Source organism: Providencia sp. PROV255, from assembly GCF_028478065.1.
In the GTDB taxonomy this organism is placed as follows: Bacteria; Pseudomonadota; Gammaproteobacteria; order Enterobacterales; family Enterobacteriaceae; genus Providencia; species Providencia rettgeri.
The window spans coordinates 182,179-195,772 of sequence record NZ_JAMPMI010000011.1 but is presented as its reverse complement, the minus strand read 5'-3'; the positions used below and the strand labels follow the sequence as shown (position 1 = coordinate 195,772).

Sequence of the window (13,594 nt, the reverse complement as noted above, 5' to 3'; positions counted from 1 at the left end):
ATAGGAAAATTATCCCATGAAAAGTATCACCGGATTTTTATTACAAATCCGTAATCGTCCAGAATTGATGGTATTAGTTATCATGGTAATGGTTATTGCGATGTTGATCATTCCATTGCCAACTATATTAGTCGATTTATTAATTGGCTTAAACATTATGATATCTGTACTCATTTTTATGAGCTCTTTTTATATAACTCGGGTATTAAACTTTCAATCATTTCCTTCTATTTTATTAATAAGTACATTATTTCGATTAGCTTTATCAATTAGTACCAGCCGCTTAATTTTACTAGAAGCAGATGCTGGGGATATTATTGCTACTTTTGGTGAATTTGTTATTCAAGACAATTTAGTGGTTGGAATGGTGGTATTTGCCATTGTCACCATTGTACAGTTCATTGTTATTACGAAAGGTTCTGAACGTATTGCTGAAGTGGCAGCCCGTTTCTCTCTCGATGCAATGCCAGGTAAACAAATGAGTATTGATGCGGATTTACGGGCTGGTGTGATTGATGAGGCGACAGTTAAAGAGAAGCGTGGCGACCTTGAAAAAGAGAGCCAATTGTTTGGTTCTTTCGATGGTGCGATGAAATTCATTAAAGGGGATGCGATCGCGGGCATTATCATCATTTTTGTTAACTTAATTGGAGGGATATCTGTTGGTACAGCTCAGCAGGGCATGGATGTTTCAACTGCACTAAATACTTTTTCCTTATTAACTATCGGTGATGGTTTAGTCGCTCAAATCCCTGCACTACTCATTTCTATCAGTGCTGGTTTTATTGTGACTCGAGTAGGTGGTAATGATAAGAACTTAGGTGAAAATATTGTTTCAGAGTTATTTGCAAATGACTTTACGATATTAATTACGGCATTTATTGTACTCTCTATGGGTTTTTTGCCTGGTTTTCCAACTATGATATTTTTACTATTATCCGGGGTTCTTATTGGGTTATTTACTTTCAGGTATTTAAAAAAACAAAAAAATAAGCAAAAAACAGCGAATAGTGAAGCTGAAATTATTAATTCAGATGTGACGGAAGGTGAAACTCAAAGAGAAAATAGTGATGTTGAAGATGAATATATCCCGGAAACATTACCGATTATCATTTCTGTTAATCAAAAATATAAAAAACATTTAGAAGATAATAAATTTTTATCCAGAATGAAAAAGGATATTTTTATTCGTTATGGGTATAGGATTCCTGATATTGCCGTTAACTATTCACCTATTCTACCTGAAAATAAAATGGTGATACTCATTAATGAAATTAAAGCAGGAGAATATGATATCTATTTCCATGGGTATCGTTTACTGACTATCAATGACGAACCTGAATACCTTGGTATGTCATTGACTAAGTTTACGGATGAATATGGTTCGGTGAGTACTTGGTTTGAACAAAAAGACCTACCCAACATTGAGCAGCTGGGTCTAATGGCTCGAGACGATGTGACAGAAGCCATTGATTGTGTAAGTAGTTTGTTGTTGAGATTTATTAATGAATTTTTCGGTATTCAAGAAACGAAAAACTTACTTGATGATCTTGAAAGAAAATACCCAGAATTACTGAAAGAGTGCTATCGCCATGCCACAGTACAAAAAGTAACCGAAGTTTTTCAACGCTTATTAATAGAAAAAATATCAGTTCGTAATATGAAATTGATTATAGAAACCTTAGTGCAGTGGGTGCCAAAAGAAAAAGATAGCTTAATGTTAGTCGAGCACGTAAGAAGTGCAATGGCACGCTACATTTCATCTCGTTTTTCTGTAGATGGGCGTTTGAATGTTCTCATGATTAACTCAGAGCTAGAAGACACTATACGTCAAGGGATTAGGCAGGCTTCCGGTGGAGTATACTTACATCTTGAGCCAGAAAAAACTAATGAGTTGATACAGGCAGCAGAGTTTGCTTTAGAAAATAGTTATTTATCAGTTAGGGATGTGAACATTTTAGTGCCTGTTGATATTCGTCGTTTTGTCAAAAAAATCTTAGAAGGCCGTTTTCCTGAGTTAGAAGTACTTTCTTTTAATGAAGTTTCTGAAATGGTCAAAGTCAATGTGGTCAAAACCATATAATCAAAAAATCGGCTTTATTAACAAATAAAGCAACCGAATTCAATATAACTATCAGTATTGAATAATTAAAATATCCTAAAATATAAGGAATACCAATGAAATATAGATTTATAGAAATGCTAAATGAATATTTAAATTCTATGGGACGTAGTGATCTAGTTAACTCTCAATTAGATTGTCATTCTAATATTCAGTTTGAAATGCATGGTTTTGCTGAAATTAATATTGACCTATCTACAGACGACATTATCATTTGGTGTAGTTTAGATAATTGTAACTATAGCCATTTAGATGCGGTTAGTGCTTCCTTATTAAAATCATTATTAGAATACCCGCCAAATAATTTTTATCCAGGCCAACCGGCATTGAATATTGTGGATGATGCATATGTCCTTTCTGCCGTTTTAAAAGAATCAGCTTTAAATAATATTCAATTATTTGCAGATAGTTTTGAAGAATTCTTTGAGCGTGCAAATGAACTTAACAGCCTAATTTCTTAATCTATTATGAAGTTATTTGATCTCTGCGCGCATCCTGCGCGCATTCATGGGTGCCTAATTGAAGCCCCACTACAAGGCGTATTTATTGGTGAGATTTGTTTTATTGAGCATTCTCTTGCGCAGCCAAATGTTATTGCCAAAGCACAGGTTGTTGGTTTTAAAGAAGGGCTCACGGTACTGAGTCTAATCGGTCGTGCTCAAGGTTTAACACGAGAAGTGGTTATTCGCCCGAGCGGTTATCCGTTTGTATTTGAAGTGGGTGAACATTTAGCAGGTAAAATTTTTAATGCGGCAGGTGAACAAGTTGGTACGTTGAGTGAAAACTTTTCTGAGCCAATGTTACTCAATACGAAATTACTGCGCATTGATAGCCCTCCAGTGAGTGTTACACAAAGGCGGCCTGTTGCTGAACCGATGGTAACAGGGGTGCGTGCCATTGATAGCTTACTGACATGTGGCTTAGGTCAGCGAATTGGTATTTTCGCCGCTGCAGGTAGCGGTAAAACTTCATTAATGAACATGATCATCAACCATGCTCATGCGGATATTCATGTCGTTGCTTTAATTGGTGAGCGAGGTCGAGAGGTTATTGAATTTATTGAAGAATTAAAAGAGTCACCTCATGCAGCACAGACCATTTTAATTTATGCGACTTCAGATAGCCCACCAATTGAGCGATGTAATGCCGCGTTACTTGCGACTACGATTGCTGAATATTTTCGTGACTGTGGTCGTAATGTATTGCTGTACGTTGATTCTATGACTCGATATGCGCGTGCGTTGCGAGACGTAGCTTTGGCTACCGGAGAACTACCTGCTAGGCGTGGTTATCCTGCTTCTGTTTTTGAACAGCTTCCTATGTTGTTGGAACGCCCAGGGCAACTAAAACATGGCTCGATTACCGCTTTTTATACGGTGTTATTAGAAAGTGAAGAAGAAGCTGACCCGATTGGTGATGAAATTCGCTCAATTCTGGACGGCCATATTTACTTGAGTCACAAATTGGCCGGACGTGGACATTATCCAGCGATTGATATCTTACACAGTATCAGCCGCGTATTCCAAAAAGTGACTACACCGGAACATCGTCGGTGTGCAATTGATTTGCGTGACATGATCTCAAGGCTTGAGCAAATTCAGCTTTACCTTGAGTTAGGTGAATATCAACGTGGAGAAAGCCATGAAAATGACCGCGCTTTAGATAAAAAAGAGCAAATTGAAGGTTTCTTAAAACAAGCCATGGATGAGCCAATGAATTTCGACAATATGTTAAACATTCTCAATGAATTGGCGTCTTAATGATTTCTAATTTATTGGCTTTAACTGAGCGACGTTTTGACCGGACATTACAAGAACAATCGCAATTAAATTCAATAATAAAGCAACAGCAACAACAATGTATGGATATTCGCCAGCGTATTTTAGTTCTGGCGACACAGACCACATCTTATGAAAAATCAGAAGAATTAAGCCGAATCGCTTTTTGGGAACGGCAGCGATTGAAGGCTGTGGTTCTATCCGAAATTGCTCAATTTGAATTTCAAATAGAAACCTTAGCCGTTGAAATATCAAAAAATAAAATACTGCAGTCTGAAATTGCTAAACGAGCATTTATTTTACGCAATAAGTGCGAGAAATTCCGAAATTATCTCAAGCAGCAACGTATAGCAAGAAGGTTAAAATCAGAACTTCAGCAACAAAATGAAATTGAGGAGTTATTCGTACATGTCAGTAATAAAAGCGAGCTCAAATGACAAAGTACCTCATGTAGTTATCGAGGGAAAAGCAATGTCATCAACATATAATACCACTGAATTTAGCCATCAAAATATAACAAAAAAAATGGCGAAGCTAGTGAGTGACAAAAATATGATGAAGTTGTTCAATCATAAAAGTCAAAATCAACAAAAGGATATATCTATTTTTCTACCGGTAGCTCTTTCTTCTATGCAACAAATATCGCAATTTAGCGACTTAGCGAAAGAACTGATTACCTGGAAAGAAAGCGCATATATTGGTGAAGGCAACCAAACGGTAGAACAAAACAAAGAATTAAATATTAAAGAGACCGAGCCGTTAATAAATCACTATCTATTTACGGAGCACAATAATTTAGATATTAACCCATTGCCTCATTTGACGACTATGGACCAAGCCGAAAATGTAGGTGCATTAATCGTAGATAATAATGCGAATATTAAATTACAGAGTAATTCACTTACTGAGGACCAAGTTGAAATTTCTTATAACCTAGTAGCTGATAATAACTTTGATACTAATCTCATTACTAGCACACCTACCGTTGATAATAACTTGCCGATGACGCCGAACATTTCAGCTGAACAGAATATTACTGACGAAGATGAGACTCCATTATATAACACTATGATGGTTGGTTTTCCATTACAGAATATCCCGCAGCGAGCAAAGGGAAAAGTTAGCGATAATTCAGTTCAATACGAAAAAAATAAATTTCAATTAAGTGAAAAGACTCAGCTCAATGTAGAAAGTTCGTTGGCGGAGTTAGCGTCTAAGAATACTTTAAGGCCGACATTAAAACAGTTAAAACCACAGATAAAAACTGAACAACCACATATTGAACATGCAGAAAAAACCGTAATTAAATCCGTAAATCCACAGGAAATTGGTCAAGAGCTATTAAAGCCAATTCATCATCGACCAATTAGTTCATCTGATACCACTTCATTAAATATGTTCCCTCGAACAAATAACCGATTGAAAGATGGGGCATTAAAAAATAATTCTTCCCTTCTGGGGCAGCAGTTAGTATTCCATCAGGTGGATGATCAACAGGGTATTAAGCAAGGTATTAAAGATAATAGCGCTCATCATGTTGACGCACAGCTTGAGTTCGTTATTGCAGAAAAGGAGCCCTTTATGCTGCCGGCAGCATCACAGAGGATCACCGCTTTAGATAATAATAAGCAGATTTCATTATCTGAAAAACCTACACACCATTTCTCTAATGAAGCGCAAGCGGCGGCGACATCTTCACAAATTTCATCTGTAGAAGAAATAGATCCTTCTACCAATATCATGGCAACAACATTAAATGAGGCAATGCGACCGTCTGTACCACTACAGGTTGTGCAACAGAAGCAAGAGGTGCATAAAGCGCCAGAACTCATGGAAAATAATCCACTTTTAGGTGAAGACAAACAGCCAAAATCGATGGGGCGTAGTCTCACTTATACCTTTAATCAGTGGCAAAGTAGCCCCTCAGTGACATTTGAATTGGCATCTAAAGGGGAGTTCATTGCTTCGACAGCGAGCCGAGACGTCCAGTTGGCATTGAATGAAAATAAACATTTATTGAACCATGAAAGCAGCGTGCAGATCCGACGTGAAGATGAACGCCAGCAGCAGCGAAACAGACAGCAGCATGACCAACAGCAAGAAGAAGATTAATTATGTTGAAGATTCGACGGATCAGTTCTCAAGAAAAACAACTTAAAATTTGGCAGCAATGTTACCTAGTTAATGCACAAATAAAGCAAGCTAACCGCAGTATTCCTTATTTCAAATTATCGCTTGTGAGTGAAACACAGAAAATAAACGCATTAGTTGCAGTTGAAAGTTGGTGTCATTATCGTTGGCCTAAACTCGTTCATTATGCATGGAATTTATTATCAACCAATCAGTTATGCGAATTATTTGCCTCTGAATATATCGGAATTACATTTTTCTCCCAGGATTTCCGTTGTGAATCTGTCGAGATAGTTGATGATATGCGTATTAACTACCAGCCTTGGTTAATCGTCAAGGAGACTCACCTTGGGGAAGTATTATTAGCAGAGCCAATTGAAGGTTTAGAAAAAAAACAACAAACGAATCAGATAGTTGGCCATTTAAAATTGCAAGCTGATTGGATATTGGGATATAGCTATATTAGCGCCAAACTTTTGCAAACCATAGAATTACGAGATGTGCTGAGTATCCAACAATTACAGTTAAATATGTCTGTTACAGGACAGACATTAGCACGATATCAAAAGCAAGAAGAAGGACTATTTATGATTGAAGAATTAGTGGCGCCAAAAGATGAAAGTGAATGTGTACTTCCTGAAGAAGATGAAGTGCAAGAAGCTGTACGTCCCTTTAATGTAAAAGATATGAATATTAAATTAACCTTTGTTTTAGGCCATACCGATATTACTGTTGATGAGCTTTCAAAGATGGAGCCTGGTTATATTTATTCTATTGGTGAAAATAAAGAACGTGAAGTTAAAGTTTATGCCAACAAACAACTTATAGCCGAAGGGGAACTTATTTATATTGGCAATAGTGATGAGCTAGGGTTAGAAATCACACATATTGTGAGTTTAGGTGATAAAAGAGTTTAATATGCCAACAATACCAGAAGGAATTCCATTATTAGTAATTATCGCCTTTTCAACATTATTGCCATTTATTATTGCTGCGGGCACTTGTTATTTAAAAATCTCGATTGTATTAATTATGGTACGTAATGCGATGGGGGTTCAACAAGTTCCTTCTACTATGGTATTAAATGGTATCGCGTTGCTACTTTCTATTTTCGTGATGATGCCAGTATTACAGGATGTGAATAATCATATGCGGCAAGAGCCGGTTGATTTTAGTAATGCTCAATCAATCGATAATTTTGTTGAGAATGGACTAGGGGGATACAGAGCTTATTTGAAAAAATATTCAGACCCGCAGTTAGTCACTTTCTTTGAATCAATACAACAAGGCCGAAGCGAAGAGGAAGTGGCGGCTGATGAGGGTGAAGCTACATTATTTTCTTTGTTACCCGCATATGCATTAAGCGAAATTAAATCGGCTTTTGAAATTGGTTTTTATATTTACTTGCCGTTTGTTGTGGTTGATTTGGTTATTTCCAGCATTTTATTGGCGCTGGGTATGATGATGATGAGCCCAGTGACAATTTCGATCCCAGTTAAATTAATTCTATTTGTTGCAATCGATGGGTGGTCGCTGATTTCTAAAGGATTGGTAATGCAATACATTGAATTAGCACAGCATTAAAGCGAATAATACTATGGATCAAATCGTTTATTTAAGTAATAAAACGATGCTATTAATCGTTTTATTATCAGCAATACCCGTGATAGTAGCTACTACTGTGGGGTTATTGGTAGGGTTACTGCAAACCGTCACGCAGCTTCAAGAACAAACATTACCTTTTGGCATAAAACTATTAGCGGTTTTTGGTTCGCTCTTTATGATCTCAGGTTGGTTAGCCGATAAAGTGATGAATTTTGCATTAGAAACTTTAAGTGCAGCGATCCCTGCTATTGGGCTATTCGGATGAACCAGGAAATGCTATCGCTGATGTCCTCACTCTATTTTGTCTTTCAAGAGGGGTTGATAAAAATAGCGTTAGCTTGGCTGAGAATTGCACCAGTGATGTTTTTACTTCCTTTTTTAAGTAATAAACTGCTCAATGGTGGAATTATTAAAAACTGTGTGGTGGCGTATATTGCGTTAGGTTTATGGCCTTTTTTTTCTTCTCATGCCATACAATGGGATGAAATTAACTTCGTTGATGTCTTTATTTATGAAATTTCGATTGGGCTCGTATTAGCATTGATATTAGCTTTACCTTTTATGATAGCTAATGTTATTGGTGAGTTAATCGATGCACAGCGTGGTGAAACGATTAGCAGTATTGTCGACCCGGCGAGTGGTTCAGAAGCATCAGAGCTGGCAGTTTTATTGAGTCATATTACTTGTATGGTGTTTTTAGCTCAGGGAGGCATGTATCAACTCGCTAATATATTTGCACAAAGTTATCAATTATTACCCTTTGCTCATGGATTTACTTCATTTAATAGCCTCCCCTTAGGGGAGTGGTTAAATAAAATGGTTGTTAATGGTGTTGTTTTGACAGCTCCAATATTAGTGACATTATTTATTACAGAGGTCGCTCTAGGGTTATATTCCCGTTTTTGCCCTCAACTAAATGCATTTTCGTTATCTTTGGCAATAAAATCAATCATCGCATTTTGTGTATTTCTGCTTTATTTCCATAATGAAGTTCCTGACATATTAGTGAATATGATTTCAATTTCACCACTACGAGATGTATTTATTTCCTCTTAATTGCTATGAGTATAAATAGTTATGGCTGAAAAAACAGAGAAGCCTACCGATAAAAAAATCAAAGACTCAGCAAAGAAAGGACAAAGTTTTAAAAGTAAAGATAGTGTTGCTGCAATTGTGCTAGTAGTTAGTGCATTTGTGATAGAAGGGCTCTCTAGTTTATATGAGCTCGGTGGGTTAATGCGTAAAATATTTTTACATCCAACGGAGATAAAAATTGATGCATTACTTTGGCAATTTTTCACTATCTTTTTAAGCGTTGTTTTACCGGTGTTATTTGCTTGTTTTTTATCTGGTGCGATAATTTCTTTATTACAAAGTCGTTTTAGATTAGCTAGCGAAGCTATTAAACTCGACTTTGCAAAATTAAATCCAATTGCAGGGTTTAAAAAAATATTTTCATTGAATTCATTGAAGGAATTAATTAAGGCTGTCTTGTATTTAATTGTCTTTATTGTATCAACATTAGTCTTTTTTATTGTTTGGCGCAAAGATATTTTTATGCTCTACAGAACGATGATAAATGGAATGATTAGTCAATGGGTTAGTCTGTGTATAACATTTATTGTTGTTTTTCTTGCTGTCGCTCTAATAATTATATTGGTTGACGCAATAGCTGAATTCTTTTTGTATATTAAAAACTTAAAAATGGAAAAGCAAGAGGTCAAAAAGGAATATAAAGATAATGAGGGTGACCCTCATATCAAAAGTGCACGCCGAGGGATGCATCAGGAATTACTGTCGGAAGAGGTTAAGTCAAACGTTCGTAATTCAACATTCGTAATGGCAAACCCAACGCATATTGCATTACTTATTTATTATGATTCGGATATTGCACCATTACCCTTTTTATTCTCTAAAAGTAAAGGTTCGCAAGCAAAAGCAATTGTTAAATACGCGGAACAACAAGGTATTCCTGTTATTAGAGACATAGTCCTAGCAAGGCAAATATGGCGTTCATATAAAAATGACAGTTTTATCGATGAAAGAGGATTAGAGGATGTTATGCAAATAATATCTTGGTTATTCCGTATCGAATTAGTAAAAATGGGAGTTGATATTGATAGCGCATTGGAAAAAATAGGGGGGAATGAATCACATTCACAAAAAAATAACAATCATTAATTAATGATTTATTTGTTACTTGAATCGTTTTTTTAAAGAAAGAACCAAGCCGGTTAATTATGATGCAAACATAAAGTATGTGTTATGCATTGCATATCAACAATAAGGTAAATATATGAATAATGCGGAAACAAACAATTTTCAACAAATGGATATGGAAGAATTACTTGACAATATTACTACTGCATTAATGGATGGTGCCACTTATAAAGATATACACGGTATTCCACAGAGTACGATGGATGGCATTTATTCTTATGCATACGAATTCTATCAACAAGGTAAATTAAAAGAAGCAGAAACTTTTTTTCGATTTTTAAGTATTTATGATTTCTATAATACAGATTATGTCATGGGCCTTGCTGCCGTCTATCAATTAACGAAGCGATATGCGAAAGCAACAGAATTATATGCCTTAGCATTTGTATTGGCTAAAAATGATTACCGCCCACTTTTTCATGCAGGGCAATGTAATTTAATGATGAAAAAAAGTAGTGCAGCGATTCACTGTTTTGAAAGTGTTTTAGAAAGTAGTTCTGATGTGGACTTGCAAAACAAATCGCAAATCTATTTAAGTGCATTAAAGAAGGACTCTGAAATAAGTCCTGATTTAACAGACTCTAATATATAACGAGGTTATCGTATGGTTGATATTACAAATCTTGGCAATAGTGAGCGAATAAAGAATATTCATACCTTTTTACAAGGTAATAACCCATTAAAGCTAAGTGAAGATATTACAAAATCAGTTTTAGCGTTAGAGGATGTGAGTAGAGAGTTAGTGTCGGGTGAACAAGCAAAACGAATTCAGATAGAAGGCTCACCTCGCTTGGGTAAACCTGTGATGGCAAAGGCTAGGTTAAGTACTCAGTCATCTCCACAAGGCCAAACATTTAATGCAACGGCTTTATTGGTTGAAACATTTGCGACAATACGTCGGTTGTTACATGAAGGCAATATTGGTGAATTAAATAATCGATTACAGCTTTTAAACCTTGAGTCAACCGCTTTACGAAAACAAGGGCAGGCGTTACTTGATTCTTTTGCAAATTCTACAGAAGAAGCAGCCAATATTAAAAATCAACGGGGCGAAGCTAAAGACCAATTAGATTTAGGTAAAACTAAATTGGCAAATGCCCTAGATTCACTAAAGGAACATCAATCTCCTGTAGAACGTAACATAAAAGAAATTACGAATACACAGAAAAAATTAAGTGAGTGTGAACAACGACTAGAGCTAATAAATACGTTTGATAAGTCTATTACGGAAGAAATTTATAACGAAGAAGGTAATATTAAAAAGCAAGTGGAAGTACTTACCAACAAGCTCGATGAGTTAAAAAATAAACGAGATGGTTTAGAAGGTACAACAGGTTTATTGAAGGCTAAGGTTAAAACACTAACTGAAAATGTCGATAAACTTCAAAATAATTATGAAGCTCTAATAGATAAAGAGTATGAGTTTTTAAAAATTTCTAGTAATGCGAGCCAAAAACTGGATGCATTTATCGAAACAGCCCCCAGGCCTGTTGAGGTTGATGGTGATAAATGGGAGAACACATTATCGCTTTTAACGATGCTGACGGCTCAGCTTAAAAAAGTCATGAATGAAGACTCTATTCGTAATATGAAGGAGCAAGAAGCAGTGATGACGGAAATCAATGAAGCTTCTCGGAAAAATTCGGATAAAAAAGCAAAAGAGGCTGCGGAATCTGAGCGCAAAGCGGCTGAAGCCAATAAAGCGGCATCTTGTGCCAGTAAAGTTTTTAGTTATGTACTTTTAGCTGTTTCAGTGATCGCCACCGTCGCTTCTTTTGGAACGGCAGCACCGTTAACACTCGCAATAGCTGCTATTGGTATTTCGATGGCGGTTGCAGATATTGTATTGGAAGAAACAGGGCACGGGAGCTTAATGCAGATGCTTGCCAATGAAATTTCTTCAGCAGTAACGGATGTGTTGATCAGCTTTGGTGTCGATGAAGATAAAGCGAAGCAGATTGGTAGCATTGTGGGAATGATTGTTGCTGCGATAGCATTCTTAGCTTTCTCGTTACTTTCTATGGGGTCAATGGTTAAAAATATTGCTAATACCGTTAAAAGTGCGGCCCAACTCTTGCTGAAAAATGCTGGAAGCATACTGAAAAACACCGTCAAATCAATGCCAAAAAGCTTAATGAATGCATTGGGTAACGTTGCAACCAAAACGACAAAAGCAAGTGATTCGGTAGCTGATGGCACTAAAGCCATTAAGCAAGTTGGTGAAACGGCAAAAAACACCAAAAATCCAAGTGTCGCTATGGCCAAATTAGAAGTTTCTGCAAGAGGTATGAATGCAGGGCTTACAGTTGCAAGTGCAGCAACAACAGGGGGATTAAATGTGTATGCAGCATCAATGGGAGAAAAAATGAAAGAGATGCTCGCCGGTATGATGCTAAATAACGCTGCTATCGAAGCGATTACCGAGTTACTTAACCAATTAATTCAAGCTATGTCGAAAAACTATGAGCAGTTTGATGAAATGTTCGTATCAATGCTTAATGGTCTTCAAAAATCGAGCCAAAGTAAAGTCGATATGATGAATACCGCACGCTTTGCGTAAACTAAGGAGTAATTTTAAATGACAGCCATTACGACACAACCCGTAATAGCCAATAAAGCTATTTTTAGTGCTGAAGCACTAGGAAATAAAAAAGAGATATTTGTTTCAACTCATCCAGCAGCTCGACAAGAAATTAATTTAGCAAGTTTGCCACAATTAACATTCGCAGAATTTTCAGATAAGCCGGTATTAAAGTCACCATCGAGTGGTGAAATAATGCCAGAACAATTAATGGGTGCCCTATCAAAACTTGATTCAGACGAAATAGAAAAGGCGGCAATACTGTTAAGTGCATGTCCTCCTAAACTCACTAATGAGTTACATCATATTTTTGAAAATGCAGAACAAAAAGTGATTGAGAGCATTGGCTCTGCAAAGACAAGTGAATATATTGGTATTATGAGCAGTGAGATCATTGTTGAAATATCAAAACTTATCCGCAAAGTTGCATCCGAAATTAAAATCTCAGACCGCCAATTGAATGCCGCATTTAACATCTTAAGTGGCAAAATGGTGGAGGCAGCCGCCGCATCCACCATTAAAGAAGGAAAAAAGATGATGGAGAGCGCCATGATTAATTTTGGCGTCTCCTTAGGTATCAGTGGTTTAGGTGCTGCATTCCAAGCGAAATCGTTGCATACGCAAAATAAATCGATAAACGCTAACTTAAAAGCGGGTGTGAATAATACTAATTCGGGTAATAAGCTTCACGGTCAAGTTACTGAACTAACTGGAAAAAATAACGGAAGTACCGTACTTAGAGGTAAGGACGGTAGTACTATTGAGATGGTTGACCAAGCAACAGCAGGGCAGAAAACGTTAGTTGCGAAAAATATGCAAAATGCAGCAGATAGCACGAAAGCTCATGGCCAAAATCAGCTTAATGATCATAACAATATTGTCACTAAAGAGAGTGTGAAACGTGGTGTAGCAGAGCAAGGGGCTCGTTTATCCGATAGTGCAGGAAATATGGCAGGATCGGCATCACAAGCTGGAGCTAAAGCGGAAAGTGCTAGCGCGATGATAGAACAGGAAACTTCATCAGCAGCACGTAAAGTCTCTGAAAATGCAGAGAAAACAATGAGTGAAAGTACGGAATTGTTGAAGAAAATGGATGAAGCTTTAAGGGATATTCGTGATTCTAAAACGCGTACATTCCAATCTGCAATACGAGGGTAA

Annotated in this window: 13 protein-coding genes; all 13 read left to right on the top strand. The window is 36.7% G+C overall.

What is annotated here, in order from left to right:
- Positions 1–16: 16 nt before the first annotated feature.
- Positions 17–2,083, top strand: a complete 2,067-nt coding sequence (locus tag PR725_RS14195) for an EscV/YscV/HrcV family type III secretion system export apparatus protein (RefSeq protein ID WP_272569488.1) — start codon at positions 17–19, stop codon at positions 2,081–2,083.
- Positions 2,084–2,178: 95 nt separating this feature from the next.
- Positions 2,179–2,583, top strand: coding sequence for a type III secretion system protein (locus PR725_RS14190; RefSeq protein ID WP_004266188.1), 405 nt, complete (start codon positions 2,179–2,181; stop codon positions 2,581–2,583).
- Between the two features lie 6 nt (positions 2,584–2,589).
- Positions 2,590–3,882, top strand: coding sequence for a type III secretion system ATPase SctN (gene sctN / locus PR725_RS14185; protein WP_109912323.1), 1,293 nt, complete (start codon positions 2,590–2,592; stop codon positions 3,880–3,882).
- Positions 3,882–4,337 carry a hypothetical protein gene (locus PR725_RS14180; protein WP_004266186.1) on the top strand — a complete coding sequence of 152 codons (456 nt, stop codon included), beginning with the start codon at positions 3,882–3,884 and terminating at the stop codon, positions 4,335–4,337. Before sctN ends, PR725_RS14180 begins: the two co-directional genes overlap by 1 nt.
- Positions 4,309–6,012 (top strand): SpaN/EivJ family type III secretion system needle length determinant, encoded by a 1,704-nt coding sequence (locus tag PR725_RS14175; protein WP_211889017.1) that lies wholly within the window; start codon positions 4,309–4,311, stop codon positions 6,010–6,012. Before PR725_RS14180 ends, PR725_RS14175 begins: the two co-directional genes overlap by 29 nt.
- Positions 6,013–6,014: 2 nt before the next feature.
- Entirely contained in the window at positions 6,015–6,947 is a 933-nt protein-coding gene (locus tag PR725_RS14170; RefSeq protein ID WP_110731495.1) for a FliM/FliN family flagellar motor switch protein, read from the top strand.
- Positions 6,948–6,957: 10 nt separating this feature from the next.
- The gene (locus tag PR725_RS14165; RefSeq protein WP_272513474.1) at positions 6,958–7,614 is read left to right on the top strand and encodes an EscR/YscR/HrcR family type III secretion system export apparatus protein; all 657 of its coding nucleotides are present in this window, start codon (positions 6,958–6,960) and stop codon (positions 7,612–7,614) included.
- A gap of 13 nt (positions 7,615–7,627) precedes the next feature.
- Positions 7,628–7,900 carry a type III secretion system export apparatus subunit SctS gene (sctS, locus tag PR725_RS14160; RefSeq protein ID WP_004266181.1) on the top strand — a complete coding sequence of 91 codons (273 nt, stop codon included), beginning with the start codon at positions 7,628–7,630 and terminating at the stop codon, positions 7,898–7,900.
- Positions 7,897–8,691, top strand: coding sequence for a type III secretion system export apparatus subunit SctT (gene sctT / locus PR725_RS14155; RefSeq protein WP_042851467.1), 795 nt, complete (start codon positions 7,897–7,899; stop codon positions 8,689–8,691). The genes sctS and sctT overlap by 4 nt, the downstream gene beginning before the upstream one ends.
- Positions 8,692–8,712: 21 nt before the next feature.
- Positions 8,713–9,816, top strand: a complete 1,104-nt coding sequence (locus PR725_RS14150; protein ID WP_110731494.1) for an EscU/YscU/HrcU family type III secretion system export apparatus switch protein — start codon at positions 8,713–8,715, stop codon at positions 9,814–9,816.
- A gap of 115 nt (positions 9,817–9,931) precedes the next feature.
- Positions 9,932–10,447 (top strand): type III secretion system translocator chaperone SicA, encoded by a 516-nt coding sequence (gene sicA, locus PR725_RS14145; RefSeq protein WP_416143295.1) that lies wholly within the window; start codon positions 9,932–9,934, stop codon positions 10,445–10,447.
- Positions 10,448–10,459: 12 nt separating this feature from the next.
- Positions 10,460–12,415 (top strand): type III secretion system translocon subunit SctE, encoded by a 1,956-nt coding sequence (gene sctE, locus PR725_RS14140; RefSeq protein WP_211889015.1) that lies wholly within the window; start codon positions 10,460–10,462, stop codon positions 12,413–12,415.
- Between the two features lie 18 nt (positions 12,416–12,433).
- Positions 12,434–13,594, top strand: coding sequence for a hypothetical protein (locus PR725_RS14135; RefSeq protein ID WP_272569481.1), 1,161 nt, complete (start codon positions 12,434–12,436; stop codon positions 13,592–13,594).

Coding starts and splice junctions, on each gene's coding strand:
- PR725_RS14195 (WP_272569488.1), top strand. CDS start 17: ATGAAAAGTATCACCGGATTTTTATTACAAATCCGTAATCGTCCAGAA.
- PR725_RS14190 (WP_004266188.1), top strand. CDS start 2,179: ATGAAATATAGATTTATAGAAATGCTAAATGAATATTTAAATTCTATG.
- sctN (WP_109912323.1), top strand. CDS start 2,590: ATGAAGTTATTTGATCTCTGCGCGCATCCTGCGCGCATTCATGGGTGC.
- PR725_RS14180 (WP_004266186.1), top strand. CDS start 3,882: ATGATTTCTAATTTATTGGCTTTAACTGAGCGACGTTTTGACCGGACA.
- PR725_RS14175 (WP_211889017.1), top strand. CDS start 4,309: ATGTCAGTAATAAAAGCGAGCTCAAATGACAAAGTACCTCATGTAGTT.
- PR725_RS14170 (WP_110731495.1), top strand. CDS start 6,015: ATGTTGAAGATTCGACGGATCAGTTCTCAAGAAAAACAACTTAAAATT.
- sctS (WP_004266181.1), top strand. CDS start 7,628: ATGGATCAAATCGTTTATTTAAGTAATAAAACGATGCTATTAATCGTT.
- sctT (WP_042851467.1), top strand. CDS start 7,897: ATGAACCAGGAAATGCTATCGCTGATGTCCTCACTCTATTTTGTCTTT.
- PR725_RS14150 (WP_110731494.1), top strand. CDS start 8,713: ATGGCTGAAAAAACAGAGAAGCCTACCGATAAAAAAATCAAAGACTCA.
- sicA (WP_416143295.1), top strand. CDS start 9,932: ATGAATAATGCGGAAACAAACAATTTTCAACAAATGGATATGGAAGAA.
- sctE (WP_211889015.1), top strand. CDS start 10,460: ATGGTTGATATTACAAATCTTGGCAATAGTGAGCGAATAAAGAATATT.
- PR725_RS14135 (WP_272569481.1), top strand. CDS start 12,434: ATGACAGCCATTACGACACAACCCGTAATAGCCAATAAAGCTATTTTT.